The sequence below is a fragment of the Neobacillus kokaensis genome (assembly GCF_014656545.1).
In the GTDB taxonomy this organism is placed as follows: Bacteria; Bacillota; Bacilli; order Bacillales; family Cytobacillaceae; genus Neobacillus; species Neobacillus kokaensis.
The window spans coordinates 20,734-40,797 of record NZ_BNDS01000038.1; the positions used below are offsets into that span (position 1 = coordinate 20,734).

Sequence of the window (20,064 nt, forward strand, 5' to 3'; positions counted from 1 at the left end):
GGGAGTTATTTTGCGGGTGTTGGATTTAAAATTTGATTGACTTCCTTCTCGGAATCTTCTTGATCTTTTCGATACCATTCAAAAAACACTTGCGCCAATATTACCGCATAGATGATTTCCTGGATGATTTTCATCACAACACCGCCAAGCCGTTGGTCATCTACAACATGCATGGATGTAAACAGTTCCGGTCCGCTCAAATTTAAATTTGAGAAAGCGGCAGGTCCTACACATAAGCTCATGACTTTGCCCCATACTGCCGGGTCAGAGTAAGTAGCATATAGCGGTGTATCAGCAAAAATGATCATAGCACAGGCTGGGGTTAATAACATGCTATTGGCAAATAAAAAAGCGACCTTTTTGATTCCGCTTAATGGCTGGTACTCCGGAAGCGGGCTAATTAATGACCACCACATGCAAACGGCGGCTGCAAATAAAAGAATGGAGTAACTGCCGTGATAAAAACGATTTTGCATTATAGAATCAAAGACAATTGGAATATGGTAAAAGGAAAATAAACCGTTAAACAATAGAACGGACACTACAGGCTTAGTCAACAACTTAAAAACCGCATTGATCAATCTAATTTTCAAAATGGCTCTCCATAGCCATGGCGGAACTGCTTTGATAAACATGGGGGGAATCAGCAATACTAAAAGAACCATTGTTATTCCATGAATATAAAACATTAAATGACCCAATAAATCAAGCGGCGAGCCTTTAATGGCGTACAAAATGATAATGGATGCCAGGAACAAAATGGCTTGTTTTGCTGTCAATGGCTCACTACCGTGGAATTTTGATCGGTACTTAATAGTAATGAGAAAAAATAAAGCAGTAAGAATAAGTAAAACAGCTAAAAAATACGGGCTCCAAAGGGCTTTAAAACCAAATACATTTAACGGCACCTTGATTTCACCTCAATTAATGATAAAGAATTCATTCTTTATTATACCCTTTAAAATAAGAAGACACAAAAAAGAAAATTACCTAAAAAAGAAAATCGGCTAAAAGCCGATTCTTCTCTTTTGTTTAATTAATATCCTTTCAGCGGCATTTTATACAGCTAAGTACTACCACCAGATAATTGTCATAAAGGCTAATACAATTACTAGACCCAAGAATAAGCCTGTAAACAAAAACATGCTTGGCGCTTCATGCCCTTTATGGCTCATATGCATGAAGTAAAAGAGTTGAAATACAACCTGAACTGCTGCTAAAAGAAGAATAAATGGAACAATAAACGAAGCTGTAAATCCTTTTAGAGCTACAACCGCAAATGCTATAAATGTTAAGAAAATCATAAGAGTGAAGGATATGACTTGATGGCGCATTTCCTCCACATTTTTCTTGCGGCGATATTCAAGGTCAACTCTTGGGTTACTTGAGCTTAATGGCTGATTTGTCATTTTTATCCCACCATCCCCATTAAATATACTACCGTAAAGATGAATACCCAAACAACGTCGATAAAGTGCCAATAAAGACTGGCTACATAAAATTTAGGTGCATTGTAAAGGTTTAGTCCACGTTTGTAGTTGCGGATCATTAAAGCTAAAATCCATCCTAATCCAAAGCATACGTGTGCACCGTGGAATCCAACCAACGTGTAGAACGCAGAAGCAAAGGCACTGCTAGTAAAAGTATGTCCGTACTCATGAACATAATGATTAAACTCGTAAATTTCAAGACCTAAGAAACCAAAACCTAATAAAACAGTGATACCAAGCCAAATCATCATTTTTTTAAACGCAAAGTTTTTCATATGGTACATGGCATATACACTTGTTAACGAACTTGTTAACAAAAGCATTGTTGCTACAAGTGTCAGCGGAACTGAAAAGATATCCTTTGCCAAATGATGAGTAGAATCAGGAACCTTATCTTTTAATGAAAGATAGGTGGCGAAGAGAGAAGCAAAAAGAACTGTCTCTCCCCCTAAGAATAACCAAAAACCTAAAAATTTATTTTTTGCTTCAAGGGTGGATTTCTCAGGCGAAGCAGGCCATGTTTCATACGTTAACTTTTCTTCAGCTTGCATTATGCCTCAGCCCCCTTCTCATCTTGTAATTCTTCTTTATGAATGTGAAAACCATGATCATCTTTTAGTGAACGTACTAACATGGATCCGAATGTCACGGCCAAACCTAAGATTAAAACAGGAATTGCCCAAGGTTTATCATTAACATGATACATTGCACCAAATGCTGCAATAAATAAACCTAAAGAAATCATAAATGGAATGAATGAAGCGTTTGGCATATGAATATCCCCTAGCGGTTCAGCAGGTGTCATGCCTTTTTTGCCTTCCATTTTCTCTAACCATAAAGCATCTAAACCTCTAACAAGCGGAAGCTGTTTAAAGTTATAGAATGGCGGTGGTGACGGAATAGCCCACTCGAGTGTTCTTCCGTCTTCCCATGGATCATTACCAACTTTAACATTTTTCACTTGAGTAACTACGATATTTAATAACAAAAGAATTACACCAGCAGACATGAAAGCTGCCCCAACAGAACTTACCATGTTTGCCGCATCAAATCCTTGTCCCGGAAGGAACGTAAATACGCGGCGAGGCATGCCCCATAGACCTAAGAAGTGTTGAATAAAGAATGTTAAATGGAAACCAATAAAGAATAACCAGAAGGTAATTTTCCCTAATGTTTCGTTTAACATTGTACCAAACATTTTTGGCCACCAATAATGTGTTCCCGCAAGAAGTGCTAGAACAACACCACCGACGATAACGTAGTGGAAGTGAGCTACTACGAAATACGTATCATGATATTGATAGTCTGCGGCCGCAGTTGCAACCATGACCCCTGTTACACCACCACATACGAACGATGGAATAAATCCAAATGCATAATACATTGGAGTGGTAAACTTAACGCTTCCTCCCCACATCGTGAACAGCCAGTTAAAGATTTTAATACCGGTTGGAACCCCGATTGCCATTGTAGCTACAGCGAAAATAGCGTTCGCTACAGGGCCTAAACCAGTTGTAAACATATGGTGGGCCCATACCATGAATCCTAAGAAACCGATTAAAACAGTCGCAAATACCATGGATGAGTAACCAAAAAGACGTTTTCTAGAGAAAGTTGAGAAAATTTCCGAGAAAATACCGAACGCAGGAAGTATTAAAATGTATACTTCAGGGTGTCCGAATACCCAGAAAAGATGTTCCCAAATAATCGTGTTACCGCCCATTGCCACTTCAAAGAAGTTAGCCCCAAACAAACGGTCAAACATCATTAATGTTAAGCCAACTGTTAATGGAGGGAACGCAAATAAAATCATTGCTGATGCAACAAATGTTGACCAAGTAAACAGCGGCATCCGCATATAAGTCATACCAGGTGCACGCATATTAATAATCGTTACAAGGAAATTAATACCGCCCATTAACGTACCAAAACCGGAAATCTGTAAACCTAATACATAGAAGTCAACACCATGACCTTTTGAGTGAATGGCAAGTGATGCATAAGAAGTCCATCCAGCATCAGGCGCTCCTCCTAAAAACCATGAAAGGTTTAAGAAAATACCACCAAAAAAGAATAACCAAAAGCCTAACGCATTAACAAATGGGAATGCAACATCACGTGCTCCAATTTGTAACGGCATAACTGCATTCATAAACGCGAATAAAAGCGGCATAGCAGCTAAGAAAATCATTGTGGTTCCGTGCATTGTAATGATTTCGTTAAATGCGCCTGCACTAACAAAATCATTATTTGGAACTGCAAGCTGGATACGGATAAATACAGCTTCAAGTCCACCTATTAAGAAAAACAATCCACCTGCTATGAGATATAGGATGGCGATCTTTTTATGGTCTACTGTTGTTAAATAGTCCCAAACAGTTGCGCCGAATCCCTTTTTTTGAGCATAGGTACTCACAATTTAACCTCCCTTTCTTTCCAAATCCCCTTAGTCCTGAACCTTTAAGCCCATTAAATATTCAGCCAATGCATCGAGTTGTTCATCCGTCATATCCGGATATTTACCTGTCATCTCGTTACCTGGTTTATACGTTTCAGGATTTTTAATCCAATTTTTCAATTCTTCTTTATTGTGTTCTAGAATACCTGCAACACGGGCTCTTTCACCAAAATTGGTTAAGTTTGGTGCAACACGGGCTGCTTCTGGTTTAACATCAGGAGTCACAGCATGACATCCAATACAGCTCTTATTGAAAATTTCTTGTCCCTGTGCGGCTACATCTGTTTGTGCTTTTTCTGGTTCTTTTACAGCTTTCATATTAGAAACCCAAGCATCAAATTGATCACGGCTGATCGCTTTTACTTTGAAATCCATTAAGGCATGGGATGGTCCGCAAAGCTCGGCACATTTTCCATAGAACAGATTTCCAGCTTCATTTGCCTTTTTGTCGTCAAACACTAACCAGAATTTATTGATGTTATCAGTGTTTGTATCCAACTTACCGCCGACTGCCGGAATCCAGAAAGAGTGTTTAACATCTAATGATTTTAAGTCAAAATAAACTTTCTCATCCGTAGGTACAACAAGGTCCTGACTGGTAACAATTTTTTGTTTTTCATACTCAAAATCCCACCAGTACAAATGAGAGCGTACTTTAATAACTAACGCATCTGAATCCTTCTTATCCATTTCTTTTACATCAGCAAGTTTAAAAGTTGCCGAAACTGTTGGAACAGCTAAAATTAACAGTAAAAGAATCGGAATAACAGTCCAAATAATTTCTAATGTATGACTTCCTTCAACCTGTTTGGGAATTCGGTCATCTTTTCTCCGGAAACGGAAAAAAACAATGATAAAAATAACCATTACTATAATAATTACTCCAACCATGATATAAGTACTTAACTTCATTAAATCATATTGGATATCTGCAACTTCACCGGCTGGCCTTAAAGCCGAAACGAACGGTTTCCCGCTGCAACCGGAAAGTGCAAGCGCCAACATCGCAAATAACGAAACTAGACGCCAATTCGCAAGCCTTTTCATAGCTTCATCAAACCCCTCTTTCGCTTAAAAATTCTTTTTAATGTTTGATCAAAGAAGTATGTAGTCTCTTCCTATATAATAACCAAGCGGTCAACCTACAGGAGAGAGCAGTCAGCAAAACTAAATCAATGTAACAAGAACCATCGCTACAAAAATAATAGTTAAATATTGCAATGAGTAAACAAACATTAGTTTTGCCCACTTTATGTCATCTTTGATCCTATATCCATAAATCCCTAAAGCAAGCCAGCCCACATTTAAAAGCATAGCTAGAATTAGAAATGGGATTCCTAATTTAATAAGAAGAAACGGAATTGGCAGTAATACCGCCACCCAAAATACGATATGAATTTTGGTAGTTTTAAAGCCCTTTACAACTGGGAGCATCGGAATGCCTGCTGCTCTGTATTCATTTACACGTCTCATGGCAAGCGCATAAAAATGCGGAGGCTGCCAGGCAAACATTAAAATGAACAAGGCCCACGCCATCATATCAAGATTCGCATCTACTGCAGCCCAGCCTATCAAAGGAGGTACAGCACCAGAAATACTTCCAATAATCGTATTAGATACTAATTGCCGTTTTGACCACAATGTATAAAGGAAAACATAACTAAAAACTCCAAGCAGCCCTATTACTGTTGCAGTTACAGTCGTTAAAAATAAAAACAACGTTCCAAGTGCAATTAGGAATATACCTAATCCTAATACTTTTGCAGGAAGAACTTTACCAGTTACTGTTGGTCTAGTTTTAGTTCTTTCCATTAGATGATCAATATCTCGATCAACATAATTATTTATAACACAGGAGCCTGCAATGATAAGTGAGGAGCCTGCTACGGTATAAAATATAATATCCAGATTATCTAAAAAGCTTTGGCCGGTAAAATGTAATGCAAGCCACAGCCCCGTAAAAGTAGTAATCAGGTTTGAATTTACAATCCCAATTTTAATCAGGGCCATAAAATCTTTCCAAGCAGATGTTTGATAAGAATCCAGTGGCAAACTTGCTGCACCATTTTGGGTGGCAGCCTTTGAGTTAGACATCCATTTCTCCTCCTAAATTTCTTAATACCAATATTCTCAAACAAATAGCAATCAATACTAAAATTTATGATTTAATTTCGAAAGTTACGTATGTATACTTGAGCAGCAAAATAATTCAGTGATTGTCACAACACTTTCTCTGTATATTAAATCACACTTTTAGTTATTTTTGTGAATTTTTTTTGAATAATTTTTGTCTAATTTGTGAACGAGTTTATTTTCTCCTGATTGCTACTGTTTTTTCCACATTTTTAAAAAGATTATGTGGAAATTTAAAATATTGATGGATTATAAGGATTTTAATGGACTTATTATGTAGAATTTTAAAAAGTAATTATTCTAATTAAGTATACCTACTTATAGTTCTAACAAACTCTTATCAAAGTTTCAACTATTTTCACTATAATAATAGGGGGAAATAAAAATTATTTATTTAACCGCTGATTTAAAAAAATAATTGATTGAATTCCTGTTCTTTTCGCGCGGAATTAGTTATGATGGATAGGGGTTTTCCCATGTGTGCTTTGCAATCATTATACTGTCAGCAATAACCAAATACAAATTTTTGAACTTAAAATTAAGAAGGTGAATGTTTTTGCGTCGATCTTTGAAGTGGTTGGCGGTTGCCACTACAATTGTTATGATATTTATTTTATTAGGCGGGGCATTAGTAACAAAAACTGATTCCGGAATGGGCTGCGGCAAATCTTGGCCATTATGTCATGGACAATTTCTTCCCACAGATATTAGTCCGGAGTTAGTTATCGAGCTTGCCCACCGTCTAGTCTCTGGCGTGGGCGGATTTATGGTATTAATTCTATCCATATGGTCGTGGAAAGCAATAGGGCATATTAGAGAAACAAAATTCTTATCCTTTCTCTCGATTTTCTTCTTGGTTTTACAAGGCTTGATTGGGGCTGCCGCAGTTGTCTGGGGCCAATCTGATTTTGTTCTTGCCTTGCATTTTGGAATTTCGCTTATCTCATTTGCGGCAGTATTCTTATTGACACTGCTTATTTTTGAAATCGATAAAAAGTTTGATGCTGAAAAACTCTACATTGACAAAAGAATGGGTTTTCATATTGTAGCCATTAGTATTTATAGTTATATTGTCATTTATACGGGGGCTCTTGTACGCCATACTAAATCCAGTCTTATTTGCCGCGATTGGCCCTTGTGCTTAAATGATAGTCCCTCTCTCCCAGGAAATTTATATGAATGGGTGCAGATGGGACACAGGGCAGCCGCAGGTATCCTTTTTCTATGGATTGTATATGTTACTATTCTCGCAATTCGTCATTATAAGGAGGAAAAAGTGCTCTACTGGGGTTGGATTATTTCTCTTGTGCTAGTATCACTGCAGGTTATTGCAGGCGCCTCTATTATCTTCAGCAGGCTGAATCTTTATATCGCCCTTATGCATGCCTTGTTTATTACTTGCTTATTTGGTGTTTTAAGTTATTTTATTCTTTTATATACAAGGTCTAAACGATATCATTAAAAAAAGCTGCCGGTTAATCGGCAGCTTTTTTTTTCTATGCTTTTACTAGTTCAATCATTAAGTCTCCCGTTTGAATTGCATCGCCGCTGGTAACATAAATATCTTTCACCACACCAGAAAACGGAGCTTGAACGGTTGTTTCCATTTTCATTGCTTCAGTAATCATTAGGTGATCACCACGTTCAACCTTTTCACCTTTTTCAACGATTACTTTAATAACTGTGCCAGGCATTGAAGCGGAAATATGGGTTTCATTTTTTGGATCGCCTTTTAATCTGGAGACTACGGTTGCTTTAATGCTTTCATCTTTAATCACAACCTCACGCGGCTGTCCATTTAATTCAAAGTAAATAACTCTTGTACCATCAGCCTGAGGCTGTCCAATTGAGACTAGTTTTACAATCAAAGTTTTCCCTGTTTCAATTTCTATTTCAATTTCTTCTCCTAATCTCATACCATACAGGAAGGTAGGGGTATCAAGAACGGATACATTTCCGAACTGTTCAACCGTTTTAATATATTCTAAAAAGACTTTTGGATATAGTGCATATGAAATAACTTCAAAGTCTGTTACCTGCCTGTTTAATTCCTTATATAACTCTTCTTTTAACAGTTCAAATTCTACTGGTTCCAATAATTCCCCAGGTCGAACCTCGAGCGCCTTTTTACCCTTTAGAATCACCTTTTGAAGCTCTTCCGGGAATCCTCCATGCGGCTGACCAAGGTATCCTTCAAATAATTCAACAACAGAATCCGGAAAATCTAGAGAAGGGCCTTTTTCTAACACTTCTTGCTCAGTTAGATTATTTTGAACCATGAAAAGTGCCATATCTCCGACGACCTTTGATGAAGGTGTTACTTTAACAATATCACCAAACATTTGGTTTACACGAGAATACATCTCTTTGACATCGTCCCATTGATCCCCTAAGCCTACCGCTTTTGCCTGCTGCTGAAGATTGCTATATTGACCTCCTGGCATTTCATGCTGATATACTTCAGAATGAGGCGCCACCATTCCGCTCTCAAAATCTTGATAATATTTTCTAACATCTTCCCAATAATGCGAAAGCTTTTCAAGAGCGTCGATATGAACTGCGGGCTTTCTTTCACTGCCTTGAAGCGCATAATACAATGAATTAGCACTTGGCTGGGACGTTAATCCAGCCATCGTACTTAAGGCAGTATCTACGATATCAACCCCGCCGTCAATAGCACGTGCATAAGTAAAGATACCATTGCCGCTCGTATCATGTGTATGAAGGTGAATCGGAATATCAACAGTGGCTTTTAATTCGGAAATTAGTCTGTAAGCAGCTTCCGGTTTCAATAATCCCGCCATATCTTTAATTGCCAAAATATGTGCTCCTTGATTTTCGAGCTCTTTTGCCAGATTTTTATAATATTCCAGGTTATACTTTGTTCTTGTTGGATCCAAAATATCGCCTGTGTAACAAATAGCAGCCTCTGCAATCTTGCCGCTCTGCCTTACGGCATCAATTGCAGTTTCCATTCCTTTTACCCAATTTAAACTATCAAAGATTCTAAAAACATCAATTCCAGCGCTAGCGGATTGTTTAACAAATTCCCTTATAACATTATCTGGATAGTTTTTATAACCAACTGCATTTGCACCGCGGAAGAGCATTTGAAATAACACATTAGGAATTTTTTCCCTTAGCGTTAATAATCTCTCCCATGGATCTTCTTTTAAAAATCTGTAGGCAACATCGAAGGTTGCTCCGCCCCACATTTCAAAAGAAAATAAATCCGGCAAAAGTTTTGAAGTCGGTTCTGCAATATGTGAAATATCAGTTGTTCTCATCCTCGTTGCTAACAATGATTGGTGAGCATCACGGAATGTAGTATCCGTTAATAAAACCTGTTTTTGATTTTTCACCCATTCAACAAGTCCATCTGCACCTTGAGTATCCAAAATTTGTTTCGTTCCTGTTTTCGCCGGATAATCATATGGCAGTACTGGAATTCTTGGATTCACAAAAACCGGACGCTTTTTCTTTTCAATCCCCGGGAAACCATTAATTGTCACATTCCCAATATAATTAAGCATTTTTGTTCCCCGGTCTTTGCTGACAGGGAAAATAAATAATTCCGGAGTTGTATCAATAAAAGAAGTATCATATTCACCATTTAAGAATTTTTCGTGCTTTACGACATTTTCTAAGAATGGAATATTTGTTTTAATGCCCCTTATTCTAAACTCTTGCAGGTTTCGAACCATTTTTGCTGCAGCCTGCTCAAATGTTACTGCCCATGTGGAGAGTTTCACAAGCAATGAATCATAATATGGGGTAATCACGGCTCCCTGGAAACCGTTTCCTGCATCAAGCCGGACACCGAAACCGCCCCCAGAACGGTAGGCCATGATTTTTCCAGTATCAGGCATAAATTGATTTAAAGGGTCCTCTGTTGTAACCCTGGACTGGATGGCATACCCAAATAACGGAATTTTATCTTGGGCAGGGATACCGATGATTGGACCATACAGCTCATGTCCCTCCGCTACAAAAATTTGTGTTTGGACGATATCAATCCCAGTTACCATTTCCGTAATAGTGTGTTCTACTTGTACACGCGGATTTACTTCAATAAAATAAAAATCGTTTCCGGCAACAAGAAATTCCACAGTTCCTGCATTTATATAGCCGACATTTTTCATTAATTTCACAGCTGCATCGCAAATTTGTTTCCGTAAGTCATCTGAAAGAGAACTAGGTGCGATTTCAACAACCTTTTGATGACGTCGCTGCACTGAACAATCCCGTTCATAAAGATGTACAATGTTGCCATGTTTGTCACCAATGATTTGAACTTCAATATGCTTGGGCTTTTCAATTAATTTTTCAACATAGACTTCATCATTGCCAAATGCTGCTTTTGCTTCCGATTTTGCCCGGGTAAATGCCTCTTGTACTTCTTCCCGGTTTCTAACAATTCTCATACCTCTTCCGCCGCCGCCAAGAGCCGCTTTAATCATTATTGGGTACCCATATGCATTGGTAAATTCCTCTACTTCGCTTAAGTTCTGTACAGGTCCGCCGCTGCCAGGTATGACTGGTATGCCAGCGAGTTCTGCCTGATGTCGTGCCTTCACTTTATCGCCGAACATATCTAAATGTTCACTTGTCGGCCCAATGAAAATAATACCTTCCTCTTCACACCGCTTAGCGAAATGAATATTTTCAGATAAGAACCCATAACCCGGGTGTATGGCATCGGCACCGCTTCTTTTAGCAATGGCAATAATGCCGTCAATATCTAAATAGGCATCAATCGGTTTTTTTCCTTCTCCTACTAAATAAGCTTCATCCGCCTTATAACGGTGGTAAGAACCGGAATCTTCTTTTGAATATATTGCAACAGTACGAATATTCAGTTCAGTACATGCGCGAAAAACCCTTATTGCTATTTCTCCTCTGTTTGCAACTAAAACTTTATTTATTTGTCTTGTCACCCAAAAGCACCTCTTTTATATGTAGTTAAAACCGCAGGACCTTTAAGTGGTCCTGACGATTTGCTTAAATATAATAAACCTTTCCATCTCTATGCTGCACACCATTTTTATCTTGTCCCTGTTTGTTCTTGTATTTCTTTTCAAATTTCACAAACATGGATACATTGACAAGTATCCCCGCTGCAGCAGCAAGCATTAACAGTGAAGACCCTCCGTAGCTGACGAAAGGAAGGGTAACGCCGGTCAGGGGAATAAGTCCTGAAACTCCCGCAAGATTAATAAAAGATTGTATCCCAATCATGCTTGAAATACCGATTGCCAGGAGACTTCCGAATGGGTCCTGGCATTGAAGCCCGATATAAATTCCTCTTAAGACAATATACGAGAGCAAAAGAATCACAAACCCTACGCCCCAAATCCCCAATTCTTCAGCAATGACAGCCATAATAAAATCTGTATGTGATTCCGGCAAATACCCTAGTTTTTGAATACTTTTCCCGAGCCCAAGTCCATTTATCCCGCCTGATCCAATAGCAATATAAGAATTGGCTAATTGGAAACCAGCACCTTGGACATATTCCTCAGCAAATGGGTTTTCCAATACCGCGAATCGGCTGGCACGCTTTTCCGAAAAAATATGCCCCTTCATTGCAAAGACAAGCGGGATAAGAACAATAAGCATCATAATAAGTAACTTCGTGATGTTTTTGAAATTCATTCCCGAGCAAAGCACAATTGTCCCAGCAATTAGGGCAATAATACTCGCGGTTCCATAGTCAGGCTGCAGTATGATTAAGAAGCAGACGATAAATAAATAGGCAAGCGGCGGTAGAACACCTTTGTTAAATTGATTGATATAGGCTTGCTTTTTGGCATAAACCGCTGATAAATAAATAATCACACCTAGTTTAACAAATTCCGACGGCTGAATCCTAAAAGAGCCAATCCCATACCAGCTTTGTGCACCACCGGCTACAACACCAAATACAAACAAGCCCAAAAGAGTTGCAATCGATCCGACTACAATTAAGACTAATACGTTAGTGAACTTCATGATCTTATATGGAATGATGGCTGTCAAAATAAAAATTATAAAAAATCCCATCAGCCATAGCTTTTGTTTTTGATAGAAAAAATCACTGTTCACTTGGTATCTCTCTGAAACTGCCCATGCCATGCTGGCGCTGTAAACCATCACTAAACCAAATGCACACAATAAAAAAATGGCGATGATCAAAGAATAATCATATGATTTTAATATTTTTTTCCCCATTAACGACGTCCTCATTTTCAAATTGATTGATATCATTCTATTATAATAGAAAATGAACACTATGGCTTGAAGAAAGGACAATTTGTTACAACATTTTAATATAGAAGATTCAGAAAAGTCAATTCAAAATAATAATAAAAAACTCAAACAATCTTGAAAAATTGTTTGAGTTTTCCCATTACTTTCTCAGGGATGCATCGTGAAGCGCAGATAATTCTTTTTCTAATGTATCAATAATCGCTTTACCATCCTTACTTTCAATTAATCCCAATCGAACAGCAAAGTCTATTTCTCTAGACAGACCAAACATTTGTGTATCCAATACCTCTTCATAAAGAGGGCATTGAGGCATCGTGAGATTGTCCATTTGCACTTTAATAAGCTTTAAAATTTTAGCAGCGTCAGCCTGTAATAAGGCATATGCTTTCTCATGGTGATTCACGATCATTTCAGACGCCAACATTGATCCCCCCATTTCAGAGCGATTTTATTCAACTTATCTATAAATTTTACCGTTTACAAGCGAAAATTGCAAGGACTATGAAGTCTGTTACAAGAAAACTGTTTAGAATTATGAATTTGTTTCGAGAAACGCTATACTTATATTGGTTAATCATTAGGGGGTATACATGGATGGAAAATATTATTATTATTTCTGGGAAGGTAAGATACTCAATTACACTGGATCCGAGTACGTGGATTTTTGATGATCGCCGGCTTGATTTAACGACTTATTTCACAAGAGAAGAAGAAACTGATAATACTATAGAAGAATATACAAAAGCGGTTTCTAAACATTGGGACCGCGAAATTATGGAAGGTGCTGTCTTTCCACCAACATTAAAAACAGAGAAAAAATTTGAAAAAGAAAAAGTTTTAACCGGAACGTTTGGTATGCTTTTTAAGCCCTTCCTACAAAACTCCGAACCTGAAGCAGATGCTGCCTTTCTTATCATTAAAACGAAGGACGGGGAATTAGAACTGCCTTTAAAAGAAGCAGATGGGCTTATATTGAAGTTTTCCGATAACGGCAAACCACTTACAGCCGATGGACCAGTCCATGTTTATTTCGGGGACGGTTCTAACGTGAAGCACCCAATAAAAAATGTAACCGAATTTATCGTAAAATAGATATTATGGAAAGTCTCGGCGTTACTGTATATCTTGAATGAAGCAACGGGTGCCTTTGGCACCCGTTTTCTTGATCATACTAATTTCTTACAACAAGTCAGCTGCCAACCTAGCCAAACCTGACCTCTCCCCTTTTAAAAGCTTTACATGACCTGAAACAGTTTGGTTCTTAAATCTTTCAACAACATAGGTTAATCCATTATTGTAGGCATCAAGATACGGATGATCAATTTGTTCGGGGTCGCCCATCAGGACAATCTTACTGCCCTCACCGACACGGGTTAAAATCGTTTTCACTTCATGTTTTGTAAGATTTTGGGCCTCATCAATGATAATAAATTGTTTTGGAAGGCTTCTGCCGCGAATATACGTCAATGCCTCCACTTCAATAGAACCCATCCCTGCTAAAATTGCATCTAATTCCCCTGGCTTTTTTGTATTAAATAGATATTCCAAATTATCGTAAATTGGCTGCATCCACGGTCTTAATTTTTCTTGCTTTTCTCCTGGTAAAAAGCCTAAATCTTTTCCCACCGGGACAATCGGCCTTGCAACTAATAATTTTTTAAACTCCCGAAAATCTTCAGTTTGCATTAATCCTGCTGCAAGAGCAAGCAATGTTTTTCCTGTACCAGCCTTCCCGATTAAGGTAACGAGCGGTATGTCCTTGCGTAATAATAATTCGATTGCCATAGTTTGCTGCACATTTCTTGGATGAATGCCCCATACATGTTCTTGATTTAATGCAAGTTTCTTTACCTTTTTACCGGTATGGTCTACCATACCAATTGCCGAAGCCGAACTGCCAAGTGCATCTTTGATAATAAGGAATTGATGTGGATAGTAGGAATATTTAACAATTTCTGTTAACAGTAGTTCCCCTTTATCATAAAATTGTTTGACTTTTTCAATTGGAACGTACACTTCAGAAAAACCAGTATAAATGTGGTCAATTTCTACTACACGATCGTTTAAAAAATCCTCTGCAGTCATTCCCAGCGCATCTGCCTTTACTCGCACAAGCGCATCCTTACTTACAAGGATAACAGGCTTACCGCCCTCTTTTGTTTGTTCTTCTAAGAATAAATTCTTTGCAACAGCAAGAATTCGATTATCATTCGTTTTTTCAACAAAAATATCTTGGAGCTCATGAAATGAGCGGTGATTAAGCTCGATTCTTATCGTTCCACCGTTCTCCAGAGGGATTTTTTCATGAAGCTTACCTGTAGCTCTAAGACCGTCTATTAACCTTGATACATGCCTTGCATTCCTCCCTATTTCATCCATATACCTTTTCTTTGAGTCCACTTCCTCAAGGACTACAGCTGGAATCACAACTTCATTATCTTCAAAGGAAAATATGGAATTCGGGTCTTGTAATAATACATTTGTATCTAAGACGTATATTTTACTCAAAGCAACGCCTCCTGGTTCACATGGTGTAAGACCAATTAATAGATTTTGCCAACCCCTTAAATGGATGGGACATTGGTAAAATATATGTTTATTGGAATAAAGATAGAAGGAAATCCGCACAATAAATGTGAGTGAATAATAGTTGTTTACTTCGAGAAGAGACAAGAAGGCAAATGGAGGCTGATATTAAATGAAAAAAATTTTAGCTGCGATGGTTATATGTTTTTTCTTAGCCGGATGCAATAACGATAATCAAAATGCCGAAACTAAAAAACAATCATTAGTTAACGTCAAAAACAGCTACATCGAAAACGTGGACAGGAAGTCTGGCCAAGAAATTTCAAAACGATTAGTGGACCTTGCAACAAGTATCCCTAACGTAAATGATGCAACAGCGGTAGTATTAGGAAGATATGCGATTGTGGGAATTGATGTAAATGCCAAACTCGACCGTTCACAGGTTGGAACCATTAAATATTCTGTTGCGGAAAGCTTAAAGAAAGACCCTTATGGCGCTAATGCAGTAGTAGTAGCTGACCCGGATACAACCCAAAGATTAAGAGAAATACAGTCCGATATTAAAAACAATAGACCGATTCAGGGGATCATGGAGGAGCTTGCAGACGTTGCCGGACGTTTAATGCCAGAAATACCAGGTGACTTAATCACACCCAATCCAAAAAGAGCAACTGATAAGCCGGACAACAATCTCGATACAAATGAAGAGGACAAATTAAAAAAGGAACAAGAAAAACAATCTAATTATCATAAATAATAGTTAACGAAAAAAGTATCCCAATGTACACGCTCAAAAAATAAGGTGAAGTTCGTTACACGACATGTATGGGAGGAGCACAATGAAAAGGTAAGGTAAAATCGTTTATCAAAATCGGGTAAAATGCTTTATAAATTCAGAAAAAAAATGAGCGAAGTTTCGCAAACTCGGGAAGAGCTGCATGGGCTTCGCTATTGCCGGTTACGGGGATTGATGAATGCAAGTGAACAGGCTCTGCTTACCGTAGCTTGCCAAAATATAAAAAAGATTGCAACACACTTGGCAAGTTTAGAAAAAGTGTGTAGCATTACTTTAGGTTGATTGCCTTCCTGTTGGTTGGAGCGGAGGACACTTGACTCCTTGCGGGATCGAGAGGTCACGGGAGACCCCGCAGGCGCCCAAGCGCTGAGGAGGCTCCCGGACCTCCCCGCGGAAAGCAAGAGCCCGGAGCGGAAATCAACAGGCCTGTTAGCAGGGACAATCTTTTAATAAATATCGATATTATGTTCAAAAAAAATTGCCGAGAAAAATACCCTTTCTCGACAATCTGAGCTTAGTTTGCACTAAGCTTTTTTCATTGCATCCATGACTTGTTTATCCAGCCGTTCTGCTGCTCTTTTATCGTATGTTTTATCATATTGTACTTCAGAAACAATTTTAGATCCATAAAACATAACATCTCGTACTTCTTTAATTGATACTTCAATTAAAGCAAGCTTTAACGGAACGTCCTGGAGTCTCTCCTCTTTCATTACAGCATCCCCTGCAATTGAGTATGTAGATTCATTTGCGATCAAATTAATGACCACTTTGTTGTTCTTCGCAATATTTTCAAGAATTCGTGAACGATTATCAACAGCAAAATAAATGGTGCTATCATCCTTTGCTAACACCCATGAAATGGCGCTTACATTCGGACCGCCTGTTTCATAATCAATGGTTGCTAATGTCACAAATCTTTCTTTTTGTAATTCATCATATAAAGGCTGAATCAGCCTCGGTTCTACTTGGTTTGCCATTTTCCCTAACTCCTTTATTCTTTCCTCATTTGATAACATACAGTTATTCTCATATTACTACTATGGCGATTTTTCAGCAACTTAAACACATGTTATTACCAAGTATGCTAATACCATGGTATATTATAAATAATCTTTTAAGTAAATAATTTAAAGAGGTGCCCTAATGAGAGTAAAGTGTGTAATTTGTGATAAAATCGATACGCTTGACGATGAATCGATAATTGCCAAGCGGCTTCGAAATCGTCCAATTCATACATATATGTGTTCAGATTGTCATGATCGCATTCGTGATAAAACAAATGCCCGTATAGAAACCGGAAATTTCAGGCTATATCGCTCAAGGCCAGATAAGGATGAATGGTGAATAAAAAAGCCTCATGTCTTTCTTTATTGAAAGAACATGAGGCTTTTTTATTATTCTTCTTCCGGGTAGTTTACATATTTATCCGGCTCCAGATTAATTTGATTAAGCATAATCTCAATTAACTCACGTGGAAAACGTGTTTTTTTGCTTTCATTTTCATGGTAATAGGTAACATAATACAAAACATCATCAACAGTAATATCGATATTACTAATTTTGTACTCGGAAAGCATTTCTTCAAAATGATTTTTCGTTTCCACAGCAGCCGTATCTTCCGGACGTGCATCACAAACAACCTTAATTGTCAGCCAATTATATAAAACATCCTGTACCGAACCCATTTCCTCTAACCCCCGTTATTTTGCCTCGGCTTTCTGTTTTTTTGATTGGTTTAAACGTACTTTGTAAATGATTAAAATCAAAGCCGCTACAACTAAACCTTCAGCCACCGGAAGAAAGACCCCAAAAAAAGTAAAGATTGTACACCCCAGGATTAAAAACGTATAAATGATTATGTTTTTTCCTAGCGGCAGTTTCTTTGCAAATCCCAGTTTAAAAACGATAATAGATAGAATCACAATGGTAAGGTAAAGAAGCCACATGCCAACCTTTGGCTGTTCATTCACTTTATATAATGCAGCAAAGAAGGAAAGCCTGTCACCGACATCCATGTTTTATAACCTCCACTAGCTCATTTCAGCATATTTTTTCTTTTTTGCCATCTTTTCACGTTCGTTTTTATCCAAAATTTTCTTCCTTAAACGGATGGATTTTGGTGTGACCTCACAATATTCATCTTCATTTAAATACTCTAAAGATTCTTCAAGCGTTAAGATCCGAGGCTTTTTAATCACAGATGTTTGGTCTTTTGTTGCAGAACGAACGTTAGTCGCTTGTTTCACTTTTGTAATGTTAACAGCTAAATCATTTTCCCGAGTATTTTCACCTACAATCATACCTTCATAGATTTCTGTTCCAGGTTCAACAAAAATTGTTCCACGGTCTTCTACCTGCATTATACCATAAGTAGAGGCTTTTCCAGATTCCATTGAAACAAGAACCCCATTCCGTCTTCCGCCAACTTGGCCAGATAGCATTGGCTGATAACTGTCAAAAGTATGATTAATAATTCCGTATCCGCGTGTAAGTGTTAAAAACTCAGTTGTATAACCAATTAATCCCCTTGCAGGAACATTAAAGATTAACCGAACCTGGCCATTACCGTTATTTATCATATCCAATAGTTCACCTTTACGAGCACCAATGGATTCCATTACAGAACCAGTATGGTCTTCAGGAACATCTATTTGAACTCTTTCAACTGGTTCACAGCGCACCCCGTCAATTTCCTTAACGATAACTTCAGGTTTTGATACCTGCAGTTCATACCCTTCGCGGCGCATATTTTCAATTAAAATGGATAGATGCAATTCTCCGCGCCCGGAAACAATCCAAGCATCTGGCGATTCCGTATTTTCAACCCGCAGGCTGACATCTGTGTGTAATTGTGCAAGCAGTCTCTCTTCTACTTTCCTTGCTGTTAAATACTTTCCTTCTCGTCCGGCAAATGGGCTGTTATTAACTGCAAAAGTCATTTGAAGCGTCGGTTCATCAATTCTTAATACCGGCAGGGCTTCCTGATGTTCAACTGGACAGACTGTCTCACCAACGTTAATATCTTCCATTCCAGAGACAGCTACTAAATCCCCGGCTTTTGCCTCCTCAATTTCTAAGCGTTTTAAACCAAAGAAACCGAGAATTTTCGTAACCCGAAATGGTTTGACTGAACCATCCAATTTCATTAAGGCAACCTGCTGTCCCACTTTCATCGTCCCGCGGAACACTCTGCCGATCCCAATTCGGCCGACATATTCATTATAATCCAATAGCGCTACTTGAAATTGGAGCGGTTCTTCACTGTTATCAACAGGTGCAGGGATATGTTCAATAATTGCCTCATATAGCGACTGCATGTTATCATCCTGTTTTTCTGGATCAAGACTAGCCGTTCCATTTATTCCTGAAGCATAGATAACCGGAAATTCTATTTGTTCTTCATTCGCACCCAGTTCGATAAATAAATCAATAACCTCATCGACAACCTCAGCAGGACGGGCAAAATCTCGGTCAATTTTATTTACAACTACAATTGGTGCTATATTTTGTTCTAAAGCTTTCTTCAGAACAAAACGAGTTTGCGGCATGCAGCCTTCATAGGCATCCACCACCAGCAGAACGCCATCGACCATTCGCATAATCCGCTCTACCTCTCCGCCAAAGTCAGCATGTCCAGGAGTATCTAAGATATTAATTCGTGTATCTTTATATTGAATTGCGGTATTTTTAGCTAAGATTGTAATTCCACGTTCTCTTTCTATATCATTTGAATCCATTGCGCGTTCTTCAACATGTTCATTTGAACGAAAAATTCCTGATTGTTTTAACAATTGGTCAACCAATGTTGTTTTACCATGGTCAACGTGTGCAATAATGGCAATATTTCTAATATCTTCTCTTTTTTTCAAAGTGTCCCACTCCTATTTATAAAAAACTCTTCAGTTGTATATAGTTTCATGCGCAACTAAAACATTATACCATAATAAGAGTGGAAAACTAAAAACTTTTTCGGTAAAATAATAATAAATTGAGGTATAAGGAGAAAAAAATGATGCAAATAAAATGGTCGTTACTACTTTATGCAATATTGGCTGCTGTAAGCATTATGGGGATTGGTGTGGCCATTGCGGAAAAAAGCTTAATCGGAATAGCCGGCTGTATCATTGTGCTGATTGCTATTATGGGGATGGGATTTAAAACAAAAAAGAAATTGCGAGAACGAGGAGAATTATAAAAAGAAGCCTATTGGGCTTCTCAGATTGTCGAGAAAGGGTATTTTTCTCGGCAATTTTTTTATTTTATCTGAACATAATACCATTATTTATTAAAAGATTGTCCATGCTAACAGGCCTGTTGATTTCCGCTCCAGGCACTTGCTTTCCGCGGGGAGGTCCGGGAGCCTCTCGATCCCGCAGGAGTCAAGTGCTCTCCGCTCCAATCAACAGGAA

At 38.2% G+C, this 20,064-nt stretch carries 19 protein-coding genes and 1 pseudogene; 6 read left to right on the top strand and 14 right to left on the bottom strand.

Features of this window, described 5'->3' with window-relative positions:
* Positions 1 to 5: 5 nt before the first annotated feature.
* From ctaG to cyoE, 6 genes are all read right to left on the bottom strand, one after another.
* Complete coding sequence (ctaG, locus tag IE222_RS24105; protein ID WP_191276938.1) at positions 6 to 908, bottom strand: cytochrome c oxidase assembly factor CtaG; 903 nt, start codon at positions 906 to 908, stop codon at positions 6 to 8.
* A 165-nt stretch (positions 909 to 1,073) separates the two neighbouring features.
* The gene (gene ctaF / locus IE222_RS24110) at positions 1,074 to 1,409 is read right to left on the bottom strand and encodes a cytochrome c oxidase subunit IVB (protein WP_191276939.1); all 336 of its coding nucleotides are present in this window, start codon (positions 1,407 to 1,409) and stop codon (positions 1,074 to 1,076) included.
* A gap of 2 nt (positions 1,410 to 1,411) precedes the next feature.
* Complete coding sequence (locus IE222_RS24115; protein ID WP_191276940.1) at positions 1,412 to 2,041, bottom strand: cytochrome (ubi)quinol oxidase subunit III; 630 nt, start codon at positions 2,039 to 2,041, stop codon at positions 1,412 to 1,414.
* Entirely contained in the window at positions 2,041 to 3,906 is a 1,866-nt protein-coding gene (ctaD, locus tag IE222_RS24120; RefSeq protein ID WP_240009801.1) for a cytochrome c oxidase subunit I, read from the bottom strand. Before ctaD ends, IE222_RS24115 begins: the two co-directional genes overlap by 1 nt.
* A 30-nt stretch (positions 3,907 to 3,936) precedes the next feature.
* A complete protein-coding gene (gene coxB / locus IE222_RS24125) occupies positions 3,937 to 4,995 on the bottom strand; it encodes a cytochrome c oxidase subunit II (protein WP_191276941.1) in 1,059 nt (352 codons plus the stop codon).
* 120 nt (positions 4,996 to 5,115) lie between these two features.
* A complete protein-coding gene (gene cyoE, locus IE222_RS24130; protein ID WP_191276942.1) occupies positions 5,116 to 6,042 on the bottom strand; it encodes a heme o synthase in 927 nt (308 codons plus the stop codon).
* A 595-nt stretch (positions 6,043 to 6,637) separates the two neighbouring features.
* On the opposite strand from cyoE, the gene IE222_RS24135 reads away from it, so the two are divergent.
* Positions 6,638 to 7,543 carry a COX15/CtaA family protein gene (locus tag IE222_RS24135; protein WP_191276943.1) on the top strand — a complete coding sequence of 302 codons (906 nt, stop codon included), beginning with the start codon at positions 6,638 to 6,640 and terminating at the stop codon, positions 7,541 to 7,543.
* A 34-nt stretch (positions 7,544 to 7,577) separates the two neighbouring features.
* Here IE222_RS24135 and pyc read toward each other — a convergent pair whose 3' ends face one another.
* The 3 genes from pyc to IE222_RS24150 form a co-directional block, all read right to left on the bottom strand.
* Positions 7,578 to 11,018 carry a pyruvate carboxylase gene (pyc, locus tag IE222_RS24140; RefSeq protein WP_191276944.1) on the bottom strand — a complete coding sequence of 1,147 codons (3,441 nt, stop codon included), beginning with the start codon at positions 11,016 to 11,018 and terminating at the stop codon, positions 7,578 to 7,580.
* A gap of 64 nt (positions 11,019 to 11,082) precedes the next feature.
* Positions 11,083 to 12,291, bottom strand: a complete 1,209-nt coding sequence (locus IE222_RS24145; RefSeq protein ID WP_191276945.1) for an FtsW/RodA/SpoVE family cell cycle protein — start codon at positions 12,289 to 12,291, stop codon at positions 11,083 to 11,085.
* Positions 12,292 to 12,469: 178 nt separating this feature from the next.
* Complete coding sequence (locus tag IE222_RS24150; RefSeq protein ID WP_191276946.1) at positions 12,470 to 12,751, bottom strand: Fpa/YlaN family protein; 282 nt, start codon at positions 12,749 to 12,751, stop codon at positions 12,470 to 12,472.
* A 173-nt stretch (positions 12,752 to 12,924) separates the two neighbouring features.
* On the opposite strand from IE222_RS24150, the gene IE222_RS24155 reads away from it, so the two are divergent.
* The gene (locus tag IE222_RS24155; RefSeq protein ID WP_191276947.1) at positions 12,925 to 13,422 is read left to right on the top strand and encodes a peptidyl-prolyl cis-trans isomerase; all 498 of its coding nucleotides are present in this window, start codon (positions 12,925 to 12,927) and stop codon (positions 13,420 to 13,422) included.
* 87 nt (positions 13,423 to 13,509) lie between these two features.
* On the opposite strand, the gene IE222_RS24160 is transcribed toward IE222_RS24155, so the two are convergent.
* Positions 13,510 to 14,838 (bottom strand): PhoH family protein, encoded by a 1,329-nt coding sequence (locus tag IE222_RS24160; RefSeq protein ID WP_191276948.1) that lies wholly within the window; start codon positions 14,836 to 14,838, stop codon positions 13,510 to 13,512.
* A gap of 190 nt (positions 14,839 to 15,028) precedes the next feature.
* Here IE222_RS24160 and IE222_RS24165 point away from each other — a divergent pair, with 190 nt between their 5' ends.
* The gene (locus IE222_RS24165; protein WP_191276949.1) at positions 15,029 to 15,613 is read left to right on the top strand and encodes a YhcN/YlaJ family sporulation lipoprotein; all 585 of its coding nucleotides are present in this window, start codon (positions 15,029 to 15,031) and stop codon (positions 15,611 to 15,613) included.
* Positions 15,614 to 15,628: 15 nt separating this feature from the next.
* Positions 15,629 to 15,934 (top strand): annotated as a pseudogene (locus IE222_RS26535) (transposase); the annotation flags it as partial.
* A gap of 242 nt (positions 15,935 to 16,176) precedes the next feature.
* Here the strand turns inward: IE222_RS26535 and IE222_RS24175 are convergent.
* Positions 16,177 to 16,632, bottom strand: coding sequence for a pyridoxamine 5'-phosphate oxidase family protein (locus IE222_RS24175; RefSeq protein WP_191276951.1), 456 nt, complete (start codon positions 16,630 to 16,632; stop codon positions 16,177 to 16,179).
* Between the two features lie 166 nt (positions 16,633 to 16,798).
* Here IE222_RS24175 and IE222_RS24180 point away from each other — a divergent pair, with 166 nt between their 5' ends.
* A complete protein-coding gene (locus IE222_RS24180) occupies positions 16,799 to 16,999 on the top strand; it encodes a YlaI family protein (RefSeq protein ID WP_191276952.1) in 201 nt (66 codons plus the stop codon).
* A 50-nt stretch (positions 17,000 to 17,049) separates the two neighbouring features.
* Here IE222_RS24180 and IE222_RS24185 read toward each other — a convergent pair whose 3' ends face one another.
* Genes IE222_RS24185 through typA form a run of 3 tightly spaced genes read right to left on the bottom strand, consistent with a single transcriptional unit; the run spans position 17,050 to position 19,524 of the window.
* Positions 17,050 to 17,340, bottom strand: coding sequence for a hypothetical protein (locus tag IE222_RS24185; RefSeq protein ID WP_191276953.1), 291 nt, complete (start codon positions 17,338 to 17,340; stop codon positions 17,050 to 17,052).
* Positions 17,341 to 17,355: 15 nt separating this feature from the next.
* Complete coding sequence (locus tag IE222_RS24190) at positions 17,356 to 17,670, bottom strand: YlaH-like family protein (RefSeq protein ID WP_191276954.1); 315 nt, start codon at positions 17,668 to 17,670, stop codon at positions 17,356 to 17,358.
* Positions 17,671 to 17,685: 15 nt separating this feature from the next.
* Positions 17,686 to 19,524 carry a translational GTPase TypA gene (gene typA, locus IE222_RS24195; protein WP_191276955.1) on the bottom strand — a complete coding sequence of 613 codons (1,839 nt, stop codon included), beginning with the start codon at positions 19,522 to 19,524 and terminating at the stop codon, positions 17,686 to 17,688.
* A 140-nt stretch (positions 19,525 to 19,664) separates the two neighbouring features.
* On the opposite strand from typA, the gene IE222_RS24200 reads away from it, so the two are divergent.
* Positions 19,665 to 19,850, top strand: coding sequence for a YlaF family protein (locus IE222_RS24200; protein ID WP_191276956.1), 186 nt, complete (start codon positions 19,665 to 19,667; stop codon positions 19,848 to 19,850).
* Positions 19,851 to 20,064: the final 214 nt, after the last annotated feature.

Bases quoted from the DNA above. Each gene is read 5' to 3' on its own strand.
- ctaF (WP_191276939.1), bottom strand. From the start codon at position 1,409: ATGACAAATCAGCCATTAAGCTCAAGTAACCCAAGAGTTGACCTTGAA.
- IE222_RS24115 (WP_191276940.1), bottom strand. From the start codon at position 2,041: ATGCAAGCTGAAGAAAAGTTAACGTATGAAACATGGCCTGCTTCGCCT.
- coxB (WP_191276941.1), bottom strand. From the start codon at position 4,995: ATGAAAAGGCTTGCGAATTGGCGTCTAGTTTCGTTATTTGCGATGTTG.
- cyoE (WP_191276942.1), bottom strand. From the start codon at position 6,042: ATGTCTAACTCAAAGGCTGCCACCCAAAATGGTGCAGCAAGTTTGCCA.
- IE222_RS24145 (WP_191276945.1), bottom strand. From the start codon at position 12,291: ATGGGGAAAAAAATATTAAAATCATATGATTATTCTTTGATCATCGCC.
- IE222_RS24155 (WP_191276947.1), top strand. From the start codon at position 12,925: ATGGAAAATATTATTATTATTTCTGGGAAGGTAAGATACTCAATTACA.
- IE222_RS24165 (WP_191276949.1), top strand. From the start codon at position 15,029: ATGAAAAAAATTTTAGCTGCGATGGTTATATGTTTTTTCTTAGCCGGA.
- IE222_RS24175 (WP_191276951.1), bottom strand. From the start codon at position 16,632: ATGGCAAACCAAGTAGAACCGAGGCTGATTCAGCCTTTATATGATGAA.
- IE222_RS24180 (WP_191276952.1), top strand. From the start codon at position 16,799: ATGAGAGTAAAGTGTGTAATTTGTGATAAAATCGATACGCTTGACGAT.
- IE222_RS24185 (WP_191276953.1), bottom strand. From the start codon at position 17,340: ATGGGTTCGGTACAGGATGTTTTATATAATTGGCTGACAATTAAGGTT.
- IE222_RS24190 (WP_191276954.1), bottom strand. From the start codon at position 17,670: ATGGATGTCGGTGACAGGCTTTCCTTCTTTGCTGCATTATATAAAGTG.
- IE222_RS24200 (WP_191276956.1), top strand. From the start codon at position 19,665: ATGATGCAAATAAAATGGTCGTTACTACTTTATGCAATATTGGCTGCT.